Consider the following 22,650-nt stretch of genomic DNA (forward strand, 5'->3'; position numbering starts at 1 on the left):
ACACTCTGTTTCTGCTCTCTTCTCTTGTCAAATAACTTCTCTTTGCTTCACTCGGTCTTTCCTTTTTCAGAGAGACTTCGCTAGCAGCGAGAATCTTTAGCTACACAACCCACATTCGGTTGTCAAATGATTCGCAAGAAAAAACTTAAAAAAAATTAAGTTACTAAAATCACAGACATTTGATAATGCCTTTTATTTTTGCTTTCCCTACTGGGAGTTCAAAAATAAAAAAATTCCGTGTGCTGTTAGGTTCAAATCAAAATACAGAGGAAATTTAAATATATCTTCTGAAACTGTCAACCTATATTAGATAAAAATATTCATTTAAATATAGGAATGTAAATAAAATTAAATTATTATATATAACTAAAATATTAAAACTGACCAAATTTTTTAATTAATTATAAAATTATTTTTTAATATTTATATGTATTTTTTAAAATCAGATATACGTTTAGCGGCTTCTTCAATTCTTTTAATATCTTGAGTTAAAGATGCTCTAAAATATCCAGGGCAACCAAAACCACTGCCAGGCACACATAAAACTCCTTTCGTAACTAACGTCTCGCAAAAGGCGCGATCATCTGGAATAGGAGATTTTGGGAATACAAAGAATCCTGCAGCAGGTTGAATTGTTTTTATCCCGGCTTCAGATAAGATTTGGATAAATTTATTTACTCGTTTTTCATAAATCTGAACATCTACACGCGCGTTATAAACAAGGGGTAGAATTCTCTGCATCAGTCTTGGCGCACCAACATACCCTAAACAGCGTGCAGAGTTACGTAATGCATTGATAAAACCCAATTTTGTCTTATCTTCACTCCATGCAATAAAGCCTATTCGTTCACCAGCAAGGCCAATGTCTTTTGAAAAGGAACGGATCAACCAACTGTATCTATACCTTTCTAAAATTGACGGAATGGTTTTTTCATGAAAAACGATTCTACTATAAGGTTCATCCGAAATAAGTTGAATGCATTGCCCCGTTTTTTTTCTTCGCTCTTCAAGGATCATAACAATCCCATCAATTGTTTCTTTGCTATAGAGAACACCAGAAGGATTATTTGGGCTATTAATCAAAACTACTTTAGTTTTTTCTGTAATTTTGTCGCGAAATTCATCTAAATTTGGTTCATGAAAATCATTTGAGCACACAACAATCGGTTTTGCATTATAATTAGTAATATAGGGAATATATTCTGGGAAATAAGGAGCGAAGACAATTGCTTCATCCCCTTGGTCTAAAAATATGCGTAAAAGAATATGAATTCCACCTGCAGCACCAACCGTTAAGTATACTGTCTCCTCATTTATTTTTACATTCTCACTTTTAGACAATTCTTGGGCAAGAAACTTTCTCACGTCAAGCAGTCCAGCAAAATCCATGTATCGATGAGAACCTTTTTCGTGTTTTTCTAAAACATTTATAATTGAGCTCGTAACTATTTCTGGCGGTTCTAAATCTGGATTGCCTAACGATAAATCAATTAAATCCGTTTGTGGATTTTCTTGCAGCAGTTTTTGCCCCAACATGAACATTCTTCGAATGTCTCCACCGACATTTGAAAGTTCATTAAATTTTTTTGCGTAAAGAATTTGCAAGTCAAAATTATCATTTTGCTTCATCTATGCATTCCTCTAAATTAAAAATCAATTATTCATAAAAACTCTGGTACAATATCTAATATGATTTCTTAAATATAATAAATCAAGAACATTTATCTTTGATTCATGAATTTTTTTTTAATTTTATAATAAAAATTTGATAAAAAATAAATATATATTTATAAATTAATTATATTATAAAATTATAAATTATAATATCCCATGAGAATAATGATTAGCTTTGCATTTATAAGAAAAAAATGTACTTTAAAACTGCAAAATGTGTTTATTTTGCCATTATAAGAAAATATTTATGCTAAAATATCTATTAGTTATGTAAAGTAAAATATAAAGGGATATGTATCCAATGAAAATAGCAGTTTTTGATTTTGATGGAGTGATTGCTGACAGTCGTATGGCTATTTTTGAAGCATTTAAAGAGATCTCCATAAGAAAAAAAATGCCACTCATAACTAGCGATGAAATCTTCAATTTAAGCATTAAGCAAATATTGAGCAAATATAAAATTCGCTGGTATCAAATCCCTCATTATTTAAATTTATCTCGTCAAATTATTTTTCTAAATAGAGATCTCATAACTTTAGATCAACAAATTATTAAAATGTTTGAAAATATAAATTTTGAAAATATAAAGTTCGTTATTTTATCATCAAATTCTAACAATCTAATAAATGAATTTGTCCAAAAAAACCTTCCTGATATAAAATTCACAGAGGTTATTGGAGGCGTATCTCTCTTTGGCAAATCAAGAAAAATAAAACAATTAGCTAAACGATATTCAAAAAATAAAAATGATTTCATTTATATTGGTGATGAAGTCAGAGATATTATAGCAGCAAGAAGAGCTGCTATTAAATCAGTTGCAGTATTATGGGGTAAGGAAAGCGAAAAACTTCTGACTCAAGAAAAACCTAATTATATTGCTAAATCAGGTTATGATCTTGCACAGATTCTTAATAAATTTGCTCAAGAATAATATTAATATTCAAAAATTATTTCCAAGTATTCATAATTTGAGATATGAATACTTGGAAATTTTTTCTAAAAACAATCTCGTAACTAAGTTAACTACACTTACTAACCAAGTAAACGAAGCGCAGCTGCTGGAGATTGATTTGCTTGAGTCAACACAGCCACACCAGCTTGTTTTAAAATGTTACTTTGAGCATACCGTGTCGTTTCTTCAGCAAAATCTGTATCACGGATGCGGCTATTCGCAGCAGAAAAATTCTCACTCATAATTGCCAAATTGCTCACAGTAGAACCAAGTCGACTTTGGATCGCACCGAGATCTGCGCGAAATCCTGCAAGTTGATTAATAGCATCGTCAATTTTAGAAATTGAGCGTTGTGCTCTGTGCTTTGAAGCCAATGGATCACTCGGATCATCAATAAACACACCAATGGAGTCAAGTGTTTCATCATTTCCGCGCCCTAAATTAAGACCAACTGTACTCGTATCAATTTGATCAAATTTAATACGGATAATGTTGACAGGATTTCTGCCAAATGGATCATCTAGATCAGGTTTATCAACTCCTTCATACCAGTTTTTACCAACTTGAACTTCGAATGGAGGTACGTTTGTTCTTTCGAGCATTTTTTTATCAGGAATTTTATCATCAGCATCTTTACCAATAAGTAATAAGCTACCGTTAAATTCAGTTGAGTTTGTGATTCGATCGATTTCATCTTTTAGAGCAGTATACTCCTTATTAATAAAGTTACGCTCATTATTACCTATTGTGTCTGAAGCACCTTGCACAGATAGCTCTCTAAGGCGTGTTAAAATATTTCCAATTTCATTCATTCCACCTTCAGCAACTTGCACAAGAGAAATACCGTCATTCGCATTTCTTTTTGCCATATTTAAACCGCGAATGTCAGCTTTAATTTTTTCGCTAATTGCTAAGCCAGCAGCATCATCAGATGATTTATTAATTCTAAATCCTGAGCTTAACTTTTCAATGGAAAGATCATTTGCTGCGGTAGAAATTGACAAAGCACGTTGCGAGTTAAGAGATTGTATATTGGTTTGAATTCGCAAACCCATAATATGTTTCCTCCTTGAAACTTAAATGCATCTCTTTGAAAGAGATTGACAATCATCCATGATTGCCATAATTCCAAGTTCAATTTCAACGCAAAAACTTTTCATAAATTATGCGGCGGCTAGAAAATTTTATTTTTTAATTTTCTTGTGCCATCATGAACAAGGACTGAAAAAGAGATCGGAGATAACTGCATTCTCTAAAGTAGGTACTTTTTGCATAGCTCAACAATAAGACACATCAATATGAATGAAAATTTTACAAGAATAAAAAAGAGGGTAAATATGAATCCATCAATAGATAAATTGGAAACTGAATTCGATCTTTTAAAAGATTTAAAAAAAATTGGTATTGTTTCCAATCAAACATCAGCCAGTACAAAGTTCATTCCATCCACTGATATGATCTACAATGCAGCAAAAAAAACAGAAAATTGTAAAGTAACAACAGTTTTTGGTCCTCAACATGGTTATCGCCAAACTGAACAAGATAATATGAAAGAAACACCAAACGATTACTATAAATTTTCTGATGGGCAAAAAGTTCCCCTATTCAGTTTATATTCTGATACTAGGGAGCCACTGCAAGATCAATTGGAAAGCGTAGATACCCTAGTCATAGATTTACAAGATATTGGCTGCAGGGTTTATACATATATGTTAACTTTAGCAGCATGCATGAGAGCAGCAGCAAAGAGTAACAAAAAAATCGTTATATTTGATAGAGCAAATCCGCTTGGACTCAGTTTTCAGAACAATAAAAATGAATGGCAATTAGTTGAAGGTAACAGGCTTGAAAAAAAGTGGCATAGCTTTGTCGGCTGGTATGATATTCCCATGCGTCATGGATTGAGTATGGGAGAGCTTGGACATTATTTTAAAGAGCATGACAACTTAAAAATAGATTATCAAGTAATCCCAGTAGATTCACTCAGCAGAAATACTAAATTAAGCGAATTAAAAAAATTAAAATGGGCGATGCCTTCACCCAACATTCCTTGCTGGGAATCGGCATTCTTTTTCCCTGCTTTTGTTTCTTTGGAAGGAACTAACGTAAGCGAAGGGAGAGGAAGTACAATTCCATTTCAATTGATTGGAGCGCCATGGCTTGATGTGCAAAAATGCATATCTTTTCTAAAAGAAATGAGTTCGCTTTATTTATATGATTCAAAGCAAACTAACTCTCTTTTTATGCGCGAACATCATTTTAGACCAACATTTAATAAATACATGGGTGAGATTTGTTATGGCATTCAATTTCACGTAGGTGTACCAGAAAATATTAATCTCTTTGCACTCGGTATGTGCTTTATTCATTTCTGCTGCTATGCCCATCCCAAAGAATTTAAATGGAGTGCGCCAGGATATGAATACAATTTCAAAGATTTGCCTATAAACCTTATTCTTGGAAACGAACAATGGTATGATCATTTTGAAAATGCTAAGTTGAAAAGTAACAGTGAAAATCTGAAAACCCTTTTAGAAACAATGAAACAAGATGAAAATCGTTTTATGAAGGATGTATCAAGATTTTTAATTTATCAGGAATAGGAATCCATGTCTAGACATAAATTTTCTAAATCCTCAATGTCTAATCTCTCCAAATTTTCCTTAGACAGAAGTTATCTATTTTTCTTAATTTTATTTTCAATTTTTTATGCTTCTGCAAAATCGTTATATGATATTATAAACTGGTCAAAAGACTTTCAAAGCTATTTTGATAAGAATATAATTATAAGCAATATATCATCGCCATCCAGCATTCACATGTTTCTACTATTTATCAGCTCGTTCATTGCTACATTAGTCCCTGCAATAATTCTACGATTTTGTTGTGGAATAATTTTGATTAAATCGCAAATAAAAGTACAAAGAATATTTTCGTTTTTTCTGAGCATACTTTTTCTGATTTCAACTCATTACGATGGATTTTCATTTGGTTTCAATGCTATTCAATCGCAAGACATAGTTGATTTTTCAAAAATTGTTAATTATTTCTTCCTAGTATTTTTTATTATTTCGTTAATTATTTTTTTTGTGAATATCAATGAAAATGCTATGAATAGAAAAATACGAATAACATTCATTTTTATAATTATTTTTTCTTACCTAATATATGACTGGAAAAAAACAAAAGACTTCAGAGCTGAATCTAAAAACAATATTGAAAATTCAGATATTATTTTTATTATTGAAAATACAGATGATTTAAATATCAATAAATTTAAATCATCACCTGAGTTTGAGTATATAAAGGAAAATTTTAAACTTGAAGAAGAAAAAATACCTCTCATCTCAAATTCCATGCTTGCAAATTATGCTACATTACTTTCAGGACTTTATCCATATGAGACAGGTATTCGAGATGAAAATCCGTCAAACTCCCGCATTGAAGTGCTAAATAATTATATAAAGTCTAACAAAAATAGTGATAAAACGATATATATCAGCAACATTGGGAACCCATCTGGTGTCGGTGCTTTAATTCAAACTTTTGATGGTGGAATCCACTGTGATAATCGTGTTAACGAAATATATACCTATTCAATATTAAAAAATTTCAACCCTTTTTTAATTTTTATTCCCAATAAGTTTATCATAAAAAAAATCCCTAAAGCACTTTGTTTAAATTCAATGTCTGATGATACAAATTTAACCGCTGAAAATATTTACATGAATATAAATAGTATATCCAATATAAAAAAGAAAAAAATCATAATAAATATCTTAAGAAATGATATTGGAGAAAATAATCTAATTAAAGTAATTGAAAGAGTAAACGAGACAATTGAAACAGACAATATAAGAATTAAAATTTTCTTTATTCAACCCGAAAAAATGTTTTGCAAAATAATTAAACTTATAAAACAAGGCAAGTCAGAATCAAATGATATAAGTTTAGTTGCTTTTTCTAAAGAGAATATAATTGATAACTCTAAAACAGAATCCAATATTCTTTTTGAGTATGAAGAGGAAATAAAATCATTAAAGAAAAATAGTTACACAATTATTGACAGCCGAGTGACAAGCAAAAACAGCAATGATTATGTATTAAACAATACAATAAAAAGAAAATTCTCCTGTAATAATAACGAACTAGAACATGAATTCTCTGCTTTCTATGAAAATAACACTCGTGATTTTCCGAAAAAAATTGTTTTAAAAGGTAAGATTAACACAGATCCTAAAAAGTGTGAAAACCAAATTAGAAAAACATTCGAGCAAGATTTAAATCTACTAATCGATGAAAATAATTTTGACAGATACTTCTCATTATCAGTGGAAAAAACATGAAGAAAAAAAAATTTAAGATTCGAAATTTAATTTTATTATTGCTTATTTTAGTTCCAGTATTTATATTTTTCTTTAAAGAAGATACTTATTTATTTTTAAATCGGTTTGAATATACACAAAACATTATCAATGAGTTTAATTTAGATGAATTTATTAATAGATCAATAGTAAAAAACGATAAAGATTTGCTTGAAACATCAAATCGAATTGATGAAAAAAACTTATTTGAATTATTTCACTTTACAAAAAAAGGAAAGACACGCTCACAAGAAATTGATAATTTTGGAAAGATTGACCCAAAAATTTCTGCAATTCATAACACTGATAAATTGGTCAATAAAATTAAATTTCAATATGGAAACGATGGAAAGAGCAACATAATAATCGATGCTATTATTTTCACAAGTGGAGAAAGTATAAGTTGTGATTGCCTAGATATGCTAAAAGAAAAAAGTCTCATTTTTGAAAATAAAGGAGCACCACCCAATAAAACAGAAACAGCCAATTATATTACAATTACATATGAAAATAAAAAATTTGACAATTTTGAAATCAAAAATAATGAAAGATTAAAAATCAGTATTCCAAGTGATAGGGAGGGAAAATCGATAACAATATCTTGGAAAAAAAATTCTTCAGGAATTCTTATTTTTTATGGTCTTGAGAAAAAGCAAATAGCTAACTCTCAAAAAATATTATTTCTTACTGCAAATCTTAACAAAGGTGAAAAGCTCATAAATATTTTAAAAGAAAAATTGAATCCTGAAACATCTTTTATAAGTCAAAATTCATATCCAATTTATTCTAATTTCGAGCAAAATATTAAATCATTAGAAACTAATTTTTCTCCCATAAATAATGGTTATACTTATGAATCTACGGATTTATTTAGAGAACGTGAAAAATTTCTATATAATGCAGTGAACCAAAAATCCAAAGATCTACTTAGAATTAACATTTTCTCGAGTAAGGGCAAAGATTCGCAAATTCAGCATACAAATACCCTCATAAACATAAGACGGGAAAGATCAATTTTTAATATAAAAAATATAATATTAGATAGTATTAGAAAATCTAATTTCGAAGTATTTCGCTTAGATATAAATAACCCGAAGATAAATAATGTTTCTATAATTGCTGATATCATTGAGCAGTTAAAATCTGAAATAAAATTAATAGTTTTAACAGGTGAAGACTTTGATTTAAATAATAATATCATGAATTCAAACCAGAACTTAATTATTTCCTTTCCAAACAATGAAAATTTAGAAATAATTAGTGAAATTAAAAAGAAATTTAGCAACGTAAAATTCCAGCAAAATTTAGTCATGGAAGTTCTTCTAAAATTAATCAAGGAAGACAAAAATAAAGTCACATTTAATTTACCAAATAGTATTGTTATACAATCAAAAGATATTGATGCATTTATATTTAACAACGAAGACTTTATCTCGGATAATAAGTTTAAATTTTCCCTTGATAAAGCAAAATCTTATCAGAAGGAAATTGAAGATATAAGATTGAAAAATCAAATAAAGGATATATCATTTTCATTTATCAATTTAAAAACTGCAAAAATTAAACTTTTTTCAAAAGATAAAGTCCTCAGGTGCTTTTCCAACAAAAGTATAAAAAACTCAAACTTTGGTTACGACCAAAAACAAAATTATTTTACAGTGGAATTGAAAATGTCAGAAGAACAGAATATAGAAGAATGGGAGTTAAGCTGCCTTATTAATAGTGACAACTTTATTAATGAATATAAAATTGAACTTCTAAAGGATGGTAAACCTTTAAGCCCGACACAAATCGCAATAGGACAATATGTTTTGCATCCAAATTCAAATATATTAAATAATAATTTTATCGTATTAAATAACTCCAATGATTTTTCTCTTTTAAAAGCAAAATCATCCCCAAGACTCGTGGATAAAAGCTATACGGATGATCTTATGATTTGGTCAAATGAATATCCTGCCTTATCCCCAAATCTCAAATACTCTGTGACGTATGAAGAAAAAAAATGAAAAGAACTTATCAAGTTTTGAACAATAGACTTATCCTTTTGGGCGATACATATTCTATAAAAGAAGAGATTAAGCAAGCAGGGGGACGCTGGGATCCTGCTCGTAAAAATTGGTGGCTTGTTCCAAGCAAAACAAATCTTGATCTAATTGCAAATTTTGGATTTATACAACAAGAAATCCTAGAAGATAACAATCAAAATATTACTGTTATTGCAACTAAACACGACGAAGTCAGCAATGATTTAAGTGTTTCAAACTTTGTCTATATGATAGATTCTTTTGTTCGAAAAAACCTAGCGGAAAAATATTGGATTTTTGGTGAAGTCTCCAGTTTTAAAATAGCAAATGGACACACTTTTTTTGATTTATCCGATCGCGAAGAAGCTCAGATAAATTTGGCCACAAGTTTAAAGGCTACAAGTATACCTTGTATATTATGGCAAGGTAAAAGAAAGCTTCTTGCTGATAAAATCTCGCAAATATTGCTCCAAGATGGTTCGAAAATTAAAATCCGAGTCACCTGTGATTTTCGCAAAGAAGGCGCTCGGATCAATGCGATTATTGAAGACATAGATATTCAATATACTCAAGGAGATCTCTATCTACAGAGGCTTGCTATCATTCAAGACCTAAAAAAAAGAGGTCTCTACGACAAAAATAAAAGATTAAAAATCCCTAAGATGCCATTAAAAATTGCACTCATAACTGCTGAAAACAGCCGCGCTTGTTCTGACTTTATCGACGAATTGAAATTATCAGAAATCGCTTTTCGTATCACAATTTATGATTGCAATATGCAGGGTGAAAAAACTTCAGATAACATATGCAATGCATTTACTCAAATCGAACATAATAAATCAAAATTTGATTGCATTGTTATCAGTAGAGGTGGAGGGAGCAAACTGGATCTCCGCTGGTTTGACAATATTGATATAGCTAAAAAAATAGCTTATTCCTCGCTCCCTGTTCTAACAGCTGTCGGACATTATGATGATAAAAGTATCGCTGATGAAGTTTCTTGTATCAGTGAAAAAACCCCGACTGCAGCAGCACGTTATCTCTCTACAACAGTTTTGAACACACTTAATTTATTTTTCACCCGGATGGAAAATTTAAGCAGCCATCTTCTGCGCAAATTTGCTCGGGAAAAAGAAATTCTCAATTCACTCGAAAAGAAACTTGCCCTAACAGCGCGGAGAGTTTTACAAACCGAAAAAAGAAATTTGGAACGCCTTGAACAGCTATTGCGGATTTATAAACAAAGCACGCAACAGGCTTTGGGAAGAGGTTTTGCCATTGTTTACAACAGCAATGGTGAAATTATAACAGCACAAGATTTTCTAGCAGAAAAACCTCCTAAAAATTTAAAACTAGAATTCGCGAATATTTGCACAAATGAACATATCTTTGTAGATGTGTCAGTGAATGGGATTACCCTTCAAGAAGATAGAATCTGAGGAAGAAAAACAAATCTACTTCAAAGATAAATGAGAGAAGAATGGAAAATTCAAATTACGATGAACTTTTAGAACAGGCAAACGAAATTATATTGAGCATGGAAAAAGATAACCTATCTATCAATCAACTCTCACAGAAGCTCGAAGAGGCCTATTCACTCATCGAAAAATTAAAGCTCCAGCTTTTTGAAACAGAAGCCCAAGTCGAACAAATTATCAATTCACGCAACACCTTTAACAACTCAGATGAGGATTAATATGGATCTCAGCAGTCTTCCTAGAACAAAAATTGTTTGCACACTTGGCCCTTCTTCAAGCACAAAAGAAATGATTTCCAAATTGATCGATGCTGGAATGAATGTTGCAAGACTCAATTTTTCCCATGGCGATCATGCGGTGCATGCTGCTAACATTGCTTTAATAAGAGAAATATCTAAAGAAAAAAATGTACAAGTTGCAATATTACAAGATTTACAAGGCCCTAAAATTCGAACCGGTAAGTTAAAAAATGGTGGAGTTAATATTAAAAAAGGGCAAAAAATAACTCTTCGTTATGCTCCTGAACAAATTGATGATGAAATTCTGCCAATAGACTACAGAGAACTTGCGACCGATGTGAAAGTAGGAGCACGTATACTTCTTGATGACGGTCTTCTTGCCATGAAAATTATAGATATTAGAGGTTCTGATGTTGACTGCGAAGTCACACATGGCGGATTTTTGAAATCAAGAAAAGGGGTAAACTTCCCTGAATGTCACCTCTCAATACCAGCAACCACAGAAAAAGACATTCGAGATCTTCTTTTTGGAGTTGCACAAGGCGTCGATTATATCGCACTTTCATTTGTGCAAACAGCTGCAGATGTTTCTAAACTCAGAATGATGCTCAGAGCACTTGGATCTGAAATTCCAATTATCACAAAAGTCGAAATGCTCAGCGCAGTTCAATATATCGACGATATTTGTGAAGTTTCTGATGGAATCATGGTTGCACGCGGTGACCTTGGGGTTGAGTGTGGTTTTGCCAATGTCGCAGCTTATCAAAAGAAAATTATCGAAGCAGCTCTTAACAAAGGGAAACCAGTTATTGTTGCAACGCAAATGCTTGACTCTATGATTGAGCACAGACGCCCAACTAAAGCAGAAGTCTGTGACGTTGCGAATGCCGTATATGACCATGCCGATGCAACTATGCTTTCAGGCGAAAGTGCTTCTGGTAAATATCCAGAACTCGCTGTGCAAACAATGCGCGATATTCTAAATCGAGTTGATAGAAGTAAAAGTATAAGCCCAATTGAACCAGTTTCTATAAATCGTCCAGAAAACGAAACAGCAGCTGAAGTTTTCGCACGCACAGCAACAGAACTTGCTGAAAAAATGCAAGCTACAGCAATTGTTTGTCTCACTCTTACTGGCAGTATGGCTCGTTACGTTGCAAAATATCGCCCACAAACTCCTGTAATTGCTTTTAGTCCTCGCCCAGATGTTGTGCGTAAATTAAGTTTAGTGAGAGGTGTTGTTGGCGTATTAAATAATATTTTTTATGATTCTGACACAGCTTTTTCTGAAATCACTAAATATTTAGCAAAAGAAAAGTTTGTAAAAGAGGGGGATCTCATTTTAATAACAGGAGGTATACCTGTTACTCAAATGTTACCTAGCAATACGATGAAAGTGCATCGCATGACTAAAAACGATTTTATCTAAAATAAAATCGTTTTTATAAAAATAACTATTTAAAATAAAATCTTATAAATTATTATTTAATTCTAGAATAGGATCTTAATCCCAAAGCTGTGCGGGCTCTTTCAAGCACAGCATTGGCGTAATTGTTAGCGCGTTCATAGCCTGGCTCTAAGAGATCTTTTACTACTTTTTCGTTATTTAAATAATAGTCATATTTCTCTCTAAAGACACCAAAAACTCGCTCATGCTCATCCACAAAATCTTTTTTTGCGTGACCATAGCCATATCCTGTCCCTTTTTCGAGTCTATCGCTCATATAAGAGATAGCTTCCTTTGAAGCAAAAGATTGGAAAATTTGAAAAATTGTACATGTGTTTGGATCTTTTGGATCATCGAGACCTTTTGAATCCGTTTTTATTTCTTTTACTTTTTTTTCAATGTCTTTTTTTGACGCAAATATTGGGATTTCATTGTTATAACTCTTACTCATTTTGCGATCACCATCAGTTCCTATGAGAGTTGGTATTTCCCTTTCGACTCCTTTTGCTTCAATATAGACATCAGTTTCTACTAAATTATTGAATAACTTAGCCATGTCTGACGCATATTCAAGATGCTGATTTTGATCTTTTCCAACAGGAATAAATTGGGAATCAAAAGTCACGATATCGCTTGCCATTAAAACAGGATAATATAAAAGGCCAGCAGAAGCGTCTTTCCCGTTCGCTAAGGCGTCTTTATAGGCATGTGAGCGCTCTAATAGGCCTGATGCCGTAGAGCAAGATAGATACCAAGCATTTTCATGAATTTGAGGAAAATCGCTTTGTAATAGGATTGAATTACCATTTAAATTGAAGCCTAAAGCCAAATACAACGCAATAATAGAGTGAGATAACTCTCCTGGAGCCATAATTTTCGCACGATTTGTCAGCCCATGCCAATCAACACACATTAAAATAACTTCATTTTCACTATTATGGGATAATTCCATCATAGGTTTTATTGCACCAAAATAATTTCCAAGGTGAATTTGTCCTGTCGCTTTGATACCTGTAAGAAATCTTTTTCGACCTTCTAAAGTTTTTTGCGTAGGTTTATTCCTAGTTATTTGTGTAGATTCTTTCATTGAGCAGAAACTCCTAATAGCGAAAAGAACAGTAAAAACAAGATGAAATCCTAGCATGTCTATTTTTTAAAAACAATTGAGTGCATCTTCTAAATAAAAATGGTAAGCAAGAAAGGCTTCCTTTTCCCTTATTTTTATCGTAAGGGCTATTGACCACAGGGGAAAAGTTGACACTGATGGGGATTGTGTTTGTACAGAATAATGTGAAAAAATAGAACTACAAAGGTTCTAGCAAGTTATCTTAGAGAGGGTGATTATGACTCTAACCAAAGACAAGATTGTTGAATTAATTCGTTCCAGGACTCAATTTTCTTCGCAAGAAGCGAAAAACTTGGTAGAAACCATTTTAGAGTCCATTAAATCTAAACTAGAAAATGGAGAAGAAGTTAAAATTTCCGGATTTGGCAAATGGGTTGTGCGCGAAAAAAGAAGCCGTCCTGGACGGAATCCGCACACAGGACAGCGCATTGAAATATCTGCACGTAGAGTTGTTACTTTCCACCCCTCTGAAAAGCTCAGAGAGGCCGTAAATAACGCTAATCTTGATGATAGCAAGCTCGTAATGGCTGGGGCTGACGACGATTACAACGAATAAAAAGAAATATTATTTCTTTTTAGCCGTAGTCTTCTTTGCAACTCCAACTCTTTCTTTCAAAGATTTCGCAACGCGGAAGCTGATCTTTTTAGACGCAGGGATTTTAATCTCTTCACCAGTTTGTGGATTACGACCTTTACGTGCTGCGCGATCTTTGCAAGTAAGAATTCCGACTTTATCAATACGAACTTTATGCCCACCTGCTACATTTTCTTCAATAGCTTCAAGAAAAGCTGAAATTACTTCTTTAGTCATTTTCTTTGGAAGTTGTTCAAAACGTGCTGAAACGTCTGCAATGATAGAACTTGTTGGGACAGTTGTGAGTGTGCTTTTGCTTTTAGCCATAATAAAAATAACTCCATGTGTTAATTAAAAACCCGAATACTCGGAAATTTCTACTTACATTTCATTCCTGCTTAATGCAAGATTTGCAGCAAAAAAATCTGAAACAAAATGCCGAAAAGTTTTTTTATAGACAAGTGATATGTCCGAAAGAGTAAGAATCATCTGAAAAGAATGTTCTGAAATGTCATTGTCTCACCTTTTTAGGATTGAAATAAATATGGATATTTCTTCGCTCATATCTAGATATTTCCATTCATCAATAAACGATATGGAATTCCAAAAATGGGTATCTATCGCTCTGAAAGCTATTCTTGATTTCCTTGAGAATCATAATGGATTTAAAATCCATTCCGATAAATTACCGAGTGAAATTTCTAAAAAATTTATTTCCTCAAAAATTCCGGATAAAGGCCAAACGATCCCCATAGTTTTAAATGAAACTATTGAAAATATAATTAAAAATTCAGTTCACGTCTCGCATCCCGCATTTATAGGACATATGACAGGAGCCTCTCCACATTTTCTTTTAATTTGTGACCTAATTATAAGCGCTTTAAATCAAAATGTGGTAAAAATAGAAACAGCACTTTCAGCAACCTTTGTTGAAATGCAAACTCTCTGCTGGTTACATAGACTTATTTATGAGAAAAGCGAAAATTTCTATAAAAAAATTTTACAAAGTTCCCAAGTCGCAGTCGGCAATTGTTGCAGCGGAGGCACAATCGGAAACATTACAGCATTAGTTGCTGCACGAAATAATGCATTTCCAGAGATTCATAGAAAAGGTGTTTATTTATCGTATAAAAAAGCACGTTGTGATCGTGCTGTGGTGTTAGTAAGCGAAAGAGGACATTATTCAATTAAAAAAGCTTGTGCTGTCATGGGAATTGGCGAAGAAAACGTCATATCAATTCCCTGTCATCATTTTACAAATAAAATCAATATAACTGAATTAAAAAAAAGAATTAAAAATTTAACTCTTAATAATGTTAAAATCATTGCAATAATTGGCATTGCTGCAAGCACAGAAACAGGAAATGTAGATGAACTCTCAATTTTAGCGCGAATTTGTAAAGAAAATAAGATTTGGTTTCACGTTGACGCTGCTTGGGGAGGCGCAATTCTTTTAAGCAAAACTTATAAAAATTTATTGAATGGAATAAAATATGCAGATTCAGTTGTCGTAGATGGACATAAATTTATGTATCTTACGATGTCTCAAAGCGCTGTATTATTTAAAAATAAGCACTCATTAAACTCCATTCGCCAATCTGCTCATTATATCATCCGTGAAGGCAGTGTGGACCTCGGAAAGACAAGTATAGAAGGAAGTCGTCGATTTGATTCATTTAAACTTTGGTTTTCCTTCAAAGTTTTTGGTCGTGATGGATATGAGACTCTCATTAATAATGCTATTAAAAATGCTTTTATGCTCGCTCAGTTAGCTTCTGCTCATCCTTCATTTGAGCTCACAAGTCAACCCGAAACGAGTATAGTAACATATAGATTTATTCCAAAAGAGTTAAAGATGCGTATGGAATTAGCAAAGAAAATTCATTTTTTAGAAAATAAAAATTTTGGAAATGAATTGAAAAAATTTTATTTTGGAAAAAAGTCCGATTTTTTAAGAGCTACAAAAAAAATAAATTCAGCGCTCAACATAATCAATACTAACCTTCAAAAAGAACAGAGGAAAAACGGTAAAAGTTTTGTTTCTCGCACAACTCTTCAAACTATTTGGAAAAGTCAGGAAATTGTCGTACTGCGAGCTGTGCCTTTTCACCCACTCACAAACAAAGAAACTCTAGCCGAAATTCTAAGAGAGCAAGAAGCGTTAGGTAATAAGCACTTTGCAAAAATCCGCAAAAGACTTATGAAAGAAGAGGCTGAGGCCGTTCGTTTCTTTAGTGATTTTCTGATTTAAAGACTTAAGTCTCTTAGTATTGCCAAACTGTTAGGATGGCATAGAATAGATTGAGAAGGTATACATATAATCAAGACCGCAAAGGAGAAGCTCAATATGGCTGATAAAAAAACGACAAGCCGAACCTTACCGCTCTTGCCTTTGAGGGAATTGCTTGTATTTCCACACACAGTTGTCCCGCTGTTTGTTGGACGGGAAAAAAGTATTAAAGCTCTCGATGATGCAATGGCTCGAAATAGAGAAATTTTTTTAGCGGCACAAAAAAAACCAAAATCCAATGACCCCCTCCCCGAAGAAATTTATGAATTTGGAACAATAGCTCAGATATTACAATTACTCAGACTGCCCGATGGCACAGTTAAAATTCTAGTTGAAGGTAAAAAAAGAGGTCGCATTCTTAAATACACTGAATCAACAGATATGCTCGTAGTTGATGTAACAGAAATTCAAGAGCCTTCTGGTCGTTCCGCAGAAAACGAAGCTCTGGTACGCACTGTTAAACAAGCCTTTGACACTTATGTCAAACTGAATAAAAAAGTTCCGCCTGAAATGGTTTTTTCCATTTCGAGTATCGAAGACGAAAGCCGTCTTGCTGACACTTTAGTTGTTCAACTTGCAAATCTAAAGTTAGCTGACAAACAAAGGATTTTAGAAACAGTTGATCCAGCTAAAAGACTTGAAGAAATATTCAGCATAATTCAATCTGAAATTGAAATTCTCAGAGTTGAAAAGAAAATTAGAGCGCGTGTCAAACGGCAAATGGAGAAAACTCAAAAAGAATATTATTTAAATGAGCAAATGAATGCTATTCAAAAAGAATTAGGCAATGCCGATGACATTCGCACTGAAATTGCAGAAATTGAAAGCAAAATTAAAGCCAAAAAATTAAGCGATGAAGCTCGTGAAAAACTTAAAAAAGAAGTTAAAAAATTGCGCAGCATGAGCCCAATGAGTGCAGAAGCGACCGTGGTTAGAAATTATATAGACACTGTGCTTTCGTTACCTTGGGCTGATTACGCAAATACGATTAAAGATCAAAATTTTGCTGAAGAAGTATTAAACGAAGATCATTTTGGTCTTGAAAAGGTAAAAGAAAGAATTCTCGAATATCTAGCTGTCACGAGTCTTTCTAACAAGATTAAAGGGCCCATACTTTGTTTAGTTGGCCCTCCAGGTGTTGGAAAAACAAGTCTCGCAAAAAGTGTAGCTCGTTCGACTGGTAGGACATTTTCCCGGATTGCCCTCGGTGGCGTCCGTGACGAAGCTGAAATCCGTGGACACAGACGCACATATATTGGAGCTATGCCAGGTAAAATTCTCAATGCAATTAAAAAAGCAGGCAGCGGTAACCCAGTTATATTGCTTGATGAAATCGATAAAATGAGTTCAGACTTCAGAGGTGACCCATCGAGCGCAATGTTAGAAGTTCTTGATCCTGAACAAAATCATGCTTTTAATGATCATTATCTCGACCTAGATTACGATCTCTCTCAAGCTCTCTTTATAGCAACAGCAAACAGCTTAAGCGGAGTTCCCAAACCATTGCTTGATCGTATGGAAATTATATATTTAAGTGGCTATACTGAACAAGAAAAGATCAATATTGGACAGCAACATCTTATTCAAAAATCGATCAAAGCCAATGGTCTTGATAAATCCGAACTCAAATTTGAAAACTCTGCCCTTGAAGAATTGGTACGCTATTATACGCGTGAGGCAGGCGTTAGAAATTTAGAGAGAGAGATATCAAGCGTCTGTAGGAAAATTGCGCGAGAGTTATTGAAAAATCATAAAAAAACCTCACCCAAAACAACCTCAACAGTTAAAGAAACTACTGCTCAAAATAAAGAATCAAATGTGAAAGATATATCTGCTGCTAACAAAGAGAATGCTGCTAAAGATTCTTCACAAAAAGAAGCAAATAATAAAGAAACAAATGAATTAACAAAACTCTCAACTCTTGAAGGGGTAAAAGCACCTCTAGTCGATGCAGCTCTTGTGCAAAAATATTTAGGACCAAGAAAATACAGTATTGGCGAAAAAGAATTAAGCAATGAAATTGGCATTGGCCAAGGGCTCGCTTACACTGAGGTAGGAGGAGATTTATTAGTCACAGAAGTTGCTGTTATGAGTGGAAAAGGAAATCTAAAAATCACAGGAAAATTAGGCGACGTCATGCAAGAGTCTGCCCAAGCTGCCTTTAGCTATGTGCGTTCTCGTGCTGCATTTTTGGGATTAGAGGAAGAATTCTATTCAAAAATAGATATCCACGTGCATTTTCCTGAAGGTGCAATTCCAAAAGATGGCCCAAGTGCAGGCATAACAATGGCAACCGCTCTTGTCAGTGCTTTGACTAAAAAGCCATTCAATCGTGAAGTCGCTATGACAGGCGAAATAACACTGCGTGGACGTGTTCTACCAATTGGTGGTTTGAAAGAAAAACTTCTTGCTGCACACCGTGGTGGAATAAAACGTGTGATCATACCTAAAGAAAACGAAAGAGATCTCCTAGAAATTCCAAAAAATATTATCCAAGATCTCGAAGTTGTTCCAGTTGATCATATGGACACTGTTTTATTACATGCAATTGCTTGGGAACATGATGATGCATTAGAAACTCGCTTGAAAAATTCTCAAGCTCTTGCACTAGCGGGAGTCACCAGTACAAAGAACAATCAACCTTTAATTCATCATTGAAAAGCTTGAAATCACCAAATGACTTCCAACGATAATTATAATTTCATGGAAGATCTCAAGCAGCAATGGCTCTCTATGATAGACGCCATTGCTGATCCCCTTATTCTAATTGATAGCGATTACAATATAATAAGACAAAATAAAGCTTATTTTTACATGGTTGAAAATAATAAGTTAGATAAAATTACAAAAATACCTGGCAATAAATGTTATAAAATATTTGCAAAAAGAAATTCACCATGTGATCATTGTCTCGTTAATAAAGTAAATGAAAATGAAAAAAATATTAAATGGACAACTGATTGTCTTATAGAAAATAAAGAATTTGAGATACTTGTCCATTATGTTCCAGCAAATGAAAAAAATAATAATCTAAGATTTGTTGTTCATTATCGAGACATTTCTGACCAAAAAAACTTGCAAAAAACATTGGCTCATTCAGATAAGTTAGTTGCGATAGGCAAGCTTGCGGGTGGAGTTGCGCATGAAATAAATAGTCCACTTGCAGGAATTTTAGCATTTACACAAATAGTTTTATCAGAAATGGATGAAGAAAATCCGCACAAAGAGGATTTAGAACAAATAGAAATTGCGGCGCGAAAGTGCAAGGAAATCGTTGAAAATTTATTAAATTTTGCTCGACTTGAAGCACATGTAGAAGTTAAAAACGAAATTCAATTGCTTGATGAAATACAAAAAACTGTTAAGTTAGCTAAAGGATTATTAACACAAAAGAATATAACAGTAGTCTGGGATATTTTAGACAACCAAGATGATACAATTTATGGCAATAATGGCCAGATAGGACAAATATTTTTAAATTTAATTTCAAATGCAATTCAAGCAATGAAAAATGGCGGTGTCATAGAAATTGAAAAATCCACAGAAAATGATTTTGTCTGCATTAAAATAAAAGACACTGGTTGTGGAATCCATCCTGATATTATCAATAAAATATTCGATCCGTTTTTTACAACAAAAACTGTTGGTGAGGGAACAGGACTTGGTCTCTCAATAACTTATTCGTTAGTTAAACAGCATGGCGGAAGCATATCAGTAGAATCCGTTATAAACGAAGGAAGTGAATTTATCTTAAAATTTCCACTTAAAAAATAAAAAAGCCACCTCATATTGAAATAAGGTGGCTTTTTATGAAAGCAAATTATTTGCTTTCTCTGTGAAGCGTATGTTTACCGCAATATTTACAGAATTTTTTGAGTTCTAGCTTCTTTGTAGAAGCTTTTTTATTTTTTGTAGTGGAATAAAGATTATTGCCAGAACAAGAAATTTTTCCGTCACCGCTACAAATAAGCTTAATAATATCGCGCATTTAATTGACTCCTAGATTCTTTTTTTCATGTACGCGTTAAAAAAACGCAGTGGCGCAAACCCTACAAACAAAATCAACTTTTTGCAAGCAGTTTCTGTGAGTATATGATAGAGAAAATTCTTTTAAGGGCAAGTGGCACTCACATCTAGAGGTAAAAAATGCTAAAAAATAGTGCTCATATAGAAAATCTTCTGAACGAATTCAATCACGTACTTGAAAACTACAATTTAAAATTGGAAACAAATCCGGCATCTAGCGATATTTCCAATGAAATATCAAAAGCTTACATGTATCCTCTTCAAGCAGGCGGGAAACGCATACGTCCTCTTCTCGTCCTTCTTACGGCAGGTGCATTTGGAGGCAAAGATGGGCTTAAAACAGCTTTTAAAGCTGCTCTCGCTGTGGAAAAAATCCATACCTACTCATTGGTGCATGACGATCTTCCTTGTATGGATAATGATGATTTAAGACGTGGGAAACCCACAACCCATAAGATCTATGGCGATGCAAAAGCCTTGCTCGTTGGCGATGCTTTACTCACCCAAGCTTTTGCAGTTTTAGCAGAAACTCAATACTCTAATGTGCAAAATCAACATTATACCGCTTATTTGATTCAAGCATTGGCTAAAGGGGCAGGAGCAGAAGGTATGGTTTGGGGGCAGTGGCTCGATATCTCTTTAACTGGGAACAAAAAGGTAGTCTGGGAGCAAATGGAATTAGTTCATAGAAATAAAACGGGTAAAATGCTAGGCGCTTGCCTCGAACTCGGATTTATTTGTGGACTATCTGCGCAAAAATTAGAAATTAACCCTGCTCAATTTTTAGAGTTGCGTTCTCTTATCCATGAAGCTGGCATAAGTATAGGACTCGCTTTCCAAATCATCGATGATATTCTTGATATGACCAAATCAAGTGCAGAACTTGGAAAAACAGCCGGAAAAGATGAAACTCAAGAGAAGATGACCGCTCCGCATTTACTTGGCATGGAAGAAGCTGTTTCACTTGCAGCAAGCCAAACCGAAAGTGCATTGAGCATGCTCGATAAAGTATTTGAGAGTTTTTCAAATGAATTCTTAGAATATAAATCATTACTGATAGAGCAAATTAAAATGCTTTTACAGCGGTCACATTAAAAACTGTTAAAATTTCTTATATATAATGCAAATAATTCATCCTCTATTGTTAAAATATAATTTATAATAAATTAATTTTTATGTTTTATTAAAAAGAGGAAAAACAAAAATGCAAAAGAAAAATTCTTTTTATTATCTCTTCTCAATCTGTATCTTCGCATTTTGTATTTACTCATGCACTTCTGCACCACCCAAAGCTGTTTCAGAAGATGATTCACAAAATGGAACTGACGAAAAAACAGCTGATGGCAGTCCTGCAAATGGTGCACAAAAAAAAGCTCCGGCACTTCCTGATTTTGGCCAATTCGCTAAAATTGAAACAATCGATAATCTAGAGAATATCAATAAAGACCAAGAAAAAAGGCTGATAAAACTTGAGAAAGATAATAAAACACTGATGTTTCAAATCAACGATCTCATTCAAGACAATAGAATATCAAAAAAAGTTATAACTCAACTACGGAACGATGTTTTTAGTTTAAGTGAAATAATCTCAACAAATAAAAGGGAAATAGAAATAATTAAAAGAGGTTTACGCTCTGGTATTTTCGAAGACCTCAATGTTTCAAGCAAATCACCCTCAAGTTCCACCGGGCAATCCATGTTTCCTGATATTCTAGAAAGCCGCTATGGGCTTGAAGAAAGACCCAACTCAATCTCAAAAGACGGTGGAAAAATGGAGGTGACACAGCCTTCTTCAAACCCAATGAGTGCAGCACAATTATTAGCAAATGCAGAAATTAAGATTCAACAAGCTCAATTTGGAGAAGCAATTGTCACTCTTGAAGAAATGAAAAAAAACTTTCCAAATTATGATGACTCTGGGAAATCCAATATTTTAGCTGCTGAAGCATGGTTGAGAATGAGCGAGTACAACAATGTTTTAAATGAATTAAAGACATTTTATTTAAAATATCCAGCCAGTCATGAACTCTCACATGCTAAACTGCTAGAAGGACAAACATATGAAAAAATGGACCGAAAAAATAAGGCTTCCGATCTATATCAAGAGGTCATTGCCCTTGCACCACAAAGCAATGATGCACAAAATGCCAGAGAAGGCATGCTGAGAATGCGTGATTCAAAATGAAATGCAATATTATTAATGAATTAACTTGATAGTAAATGAATATTTACTCACTATCTCAAAATGGATATTAAGATCTCCAAAGACTAGTACACTCATTAAGTATATATAATTATTAATTTTTGTATAATATTTCCTCTTCATTTTAAATTGTAAGTCTAAAAAGAATTGAGTTTTTTCTTGCACTTTAGCTAAGATCATGTTATGTCTTCGGCATGGAAACCTACAAGGTAACCCAAGAGTATTGTCGTTCGGACAGTATTTTTGTCCT

18 protein-coding genes are annotated in these 22,650 nt (G+C 33.2%); 13 read left to right on the forward strand and 5 right to left on the reverse strand.

The annotated features are described in order from the left end of the window. Window positions 1–423 precede the first annotated feature (423 nt). The gene (locus tag H7355_RS09310; RefSeq protein WP_186646812.1) at window positions 424–1,629 is read right to left on the reverse strand and encodes a pyridoxal phosphate-dependent aminotransferase; all 1,206 of its coding nucleotides are present in this window, start codon (window positions 1,627–1,629) and stop codon (window positions 424–426) included. 346 nt (window positions 1,630–1,975) lie between these two features. Between H7355_RS09310 and H7355_RS09315 the strand changes: the two genes are divergently transcribed. Next, window positions 1,976–2,605: an HAD hydrolase-like protein gene (locus H7355_RS09315; RefSeq protein WP_186646814.1), complete on the forward strand. Its 630-nt coding sequence runs from the start codon at window positions 1,976–1,978 to the stop codon at window positions 2,603–2,605. 101 nt (window positions 2,606–2,706) lie between these two features. On the opposite strand, the gene H7355_RS09320 is transcribed toward H7355_RS09315, so the two are convergent. Next, window positions 2,707–3,681 carry a flagellin N-terminal helical domain-containing protein gene (locus H7355_RS09320; protein WP_186646817.1) on the reverse strand — a complete coding sequence of 325 codons (975 nt, stop codon included), beginning with the start codon at window positions 3,679–3,681 and terminating at the stop codon, window positions 2,707–2,709. A 282-nt stretch (window positions 3,682–3,963) separates the two neighbouring features. Here H7355_RS09320 and H7355_RS09325 point away from each other — a divergent pair, with 282 nt between their 5' ends. The 6 genes from H7355_RS09325 (at window position 3,964) to pyk (ending at window position 12,163) form a co-directional block, all read left to right on the forward strand. Beyond that, on the forward strand, window positions 3,964–5,229 hold the full coding sequence (locus tag H7355_RS09325; RefSeq protein ID WP_186646819.1) for a DUF1343 domain-containing protein: 1,266 nt from the start codon (window positions 3,964–3,966) through the stop codon (window positions 5,227–5,229). A 294-nt stretch (window positions 5,230–5,523) separates the two neighbouring features. After that, entirely contained in the window at window positions 5,524–6,972 is a 1,449-nt protein-coding gene (locus H7355_RS09330; RefSeq protein ID WP_186646821.1) for a hypothetical protein, read from the forward strand. Continuing rightward, window positions 6,969–8,999, forward strand: a complete 2,031-nt coding sequence (locus H7355_RS09335; protein ID WP_186646823.1) for a hypothetical protein — start codon at window positions 6,969–6,971, stop codon at window positions 8,997–8,999. Before H7355_RS09330 ends, H7355_RS09335 begins: the two co-directional genes overlap by 4 nt. Beyond that, a complete protein-coding gene (xseA, locus tag H7355_RS09340; RefSeq protein WP_186646825.1) occupies window positions 8,996–10,456 on the forward strand; it encodes an exodeoxyribonuclease VII large subunit in 1,461 nt (486 codons plus the stop codon). The genes H7355_RS09335 and xseA overlap by 4 nt, the downstream gene beginning before the upstream one ends. A gap of 41 nt (window positions 10,457–10,497) precedes the next feature. Beyond that, window positions 10,498–10,713 (forward strand): hypothetical protein, encoded by a 216-nt coding sequence (locus H7355_RS09345; protein WP_130609787.1) that lies wholly within the window; start codon window positions 10,498–10,500, stop codon window positions 10,711–10,713. A 1-nt stretch (window position 10,714) separates the two neighbouring features. Next, window positions 10,715–12,163 (forward strand): pyruvate kinase, encoded by a 1,449-nt coding sequence (gene pyk, locus H7355_RS09350; RefSeq protein ID WP_186646827.1) that lies wholly within the window; start codon window positions 10,715–10,717, stop codon window positions 12,161–12,163. 52 nt (window positions 12,164–12,215) lie between these two features. Here pyk and trpS read toward each other — a convergent pair whose 3' ends face one another. Further along, the gene (gene trpS / locus H7355_RS09355; RefSeq protein ID WP_186646828.1) at window positions 12,216–13,268 is read right to left on the reverse strand and encodes a tryptophan--tRNA ligase; all 1,053 of its coding nucleotides are present in this window, start codon (window positions 13,266–13,268) and stop codon (window positions 12,216–12,218) included. A gap of 256 nt (window positions 13,269–13,524) precedes the next feature. On the opposite strand from trpS, the gene H7355_RS09360 reads away from it, so the two are divergent. Next, complete coding sequence (locus H7355_RS09360; RefSeq protein WP_130609797.1) at window positions 13,525–13,863, forward strand: integration host factor subunit alpha; 339 nt, start codon at window positions 13,525–13,527, stop codon at window positions 13,861–13,863. A 9-nt stretch (window positions 13,864–13,872) separates the two neighbouring features. Here H7355_RS09360 and H7355_RS09365 read toward each other — a convergent pair whose 3' ends face one another. Further along, window positions 13,873–14,208 (reverse strand): HU family DNA-binding protein, encoded by a 336-nt coding sequence (locus H7355_RS09365; protein WP_130609800.1) that lies wholly within the window; start codon window positions 14,206–14,208, stop codon window positions 13,873–13,875. A 217-nt stretch (window positions 14,209–14,425) separates the two neighbouring features. On the opposite strand from H7355_RS09365, the gene H7355_RS09370 reads away from it, so the two are divergent. From H7355_RS09370 to H7355_RS09380, 3 genes are all read left to right on the forward strand, one after another. Next, complete coding sequence (locus H7355_RS09370; RefSeq protein WP_186646830.1) at window positions 14,426–16,132, forward strand: pyridoxal-dependent decarboxylase; 1,707 nt, start codon at window positions 14,426–14,428, stop codon at window positions 16,130–16,132. A gap of 96 nt (window positions 16,133–16,228) precedes the next feature. Next, a complete protein-coding gene (lon, locus tag H7355_RS09375; RefSeq protein WP_186646832.1) occupies window positions 16,229–18,829 on the forward strand; it encodes an endopeptidase La in 2,601 nt (866 codons plus the stop codon). Window positions 18,830–18,847: 18 nt separating this feature from the next. Next, window positions 18,848–19,945, forward strand: coding sequence for a sensor histidine kinase (locus H7355_RS09380; protein WP_186646834.1), 1,098 nt, complete (start codon window positions 18,848–18,850; stop codon window positions 19,943–19,945). A gap of 46 nt (window positions 19,946–19,991) precedes the next feature. On the opposite strand, the gene rpmG is transcribed toward H7355_RS09380, so the two are convergent. Next, on the reverse strand, window positions 19,992–20,159 hold the full coding sequence (gene rpmG, locus H7355_RS09385) for a 50S ribosomal protein L33 (protein WP_130609813.1): 168 nt from the start codon (window positions 20,157–20,159) through the stop codon (window positions 19,992–19,994). A 158-nt stretch (window positions 20,160–20,317) separates the two neighbouring features. Here rpmG and H7355_RS09390 point away from each other — a divergent pair, with 158 nt between their 5' ends. Then, window positions 20,318–21,292 (forward strand): polyprenyl synthetase family protein, encoded by a 975-nt coding sequence (locus tag H7355_RS09390; RefSeq protein WP_186646836.1) that lies wholly within the window; start codon window positions 20,318–20,320, stop codon window positions 21,290–21,292. A 109-nt stretch (window positions 21,293–21,401) separates the two neighbouring features. Beyond that, the gene (locus H7355_RS09395) at window positions 21,402–22,382 is read left to right on the forward strand and encodes a tetratricopeptide repeat protein (RefSeq protein WP_186646838.1); all 981 of its coding nucleotides are present in this window, start codon (window positions 21,402–21,404) and stop codon (window positions 22,380–22,382) included. Window positions 22,383–22,650: the final 268 nt, after the last annotated feature.

This window comes from Fluviispira vulneris, assembly GCF_014281055.1.
Lineage (GTDB): Bacteria > Bdellovibrionota_B > Oligoflexia > Silvanigrellales > Silvanigrellaceae > Silvanigrella > Silvanigrella vulneris.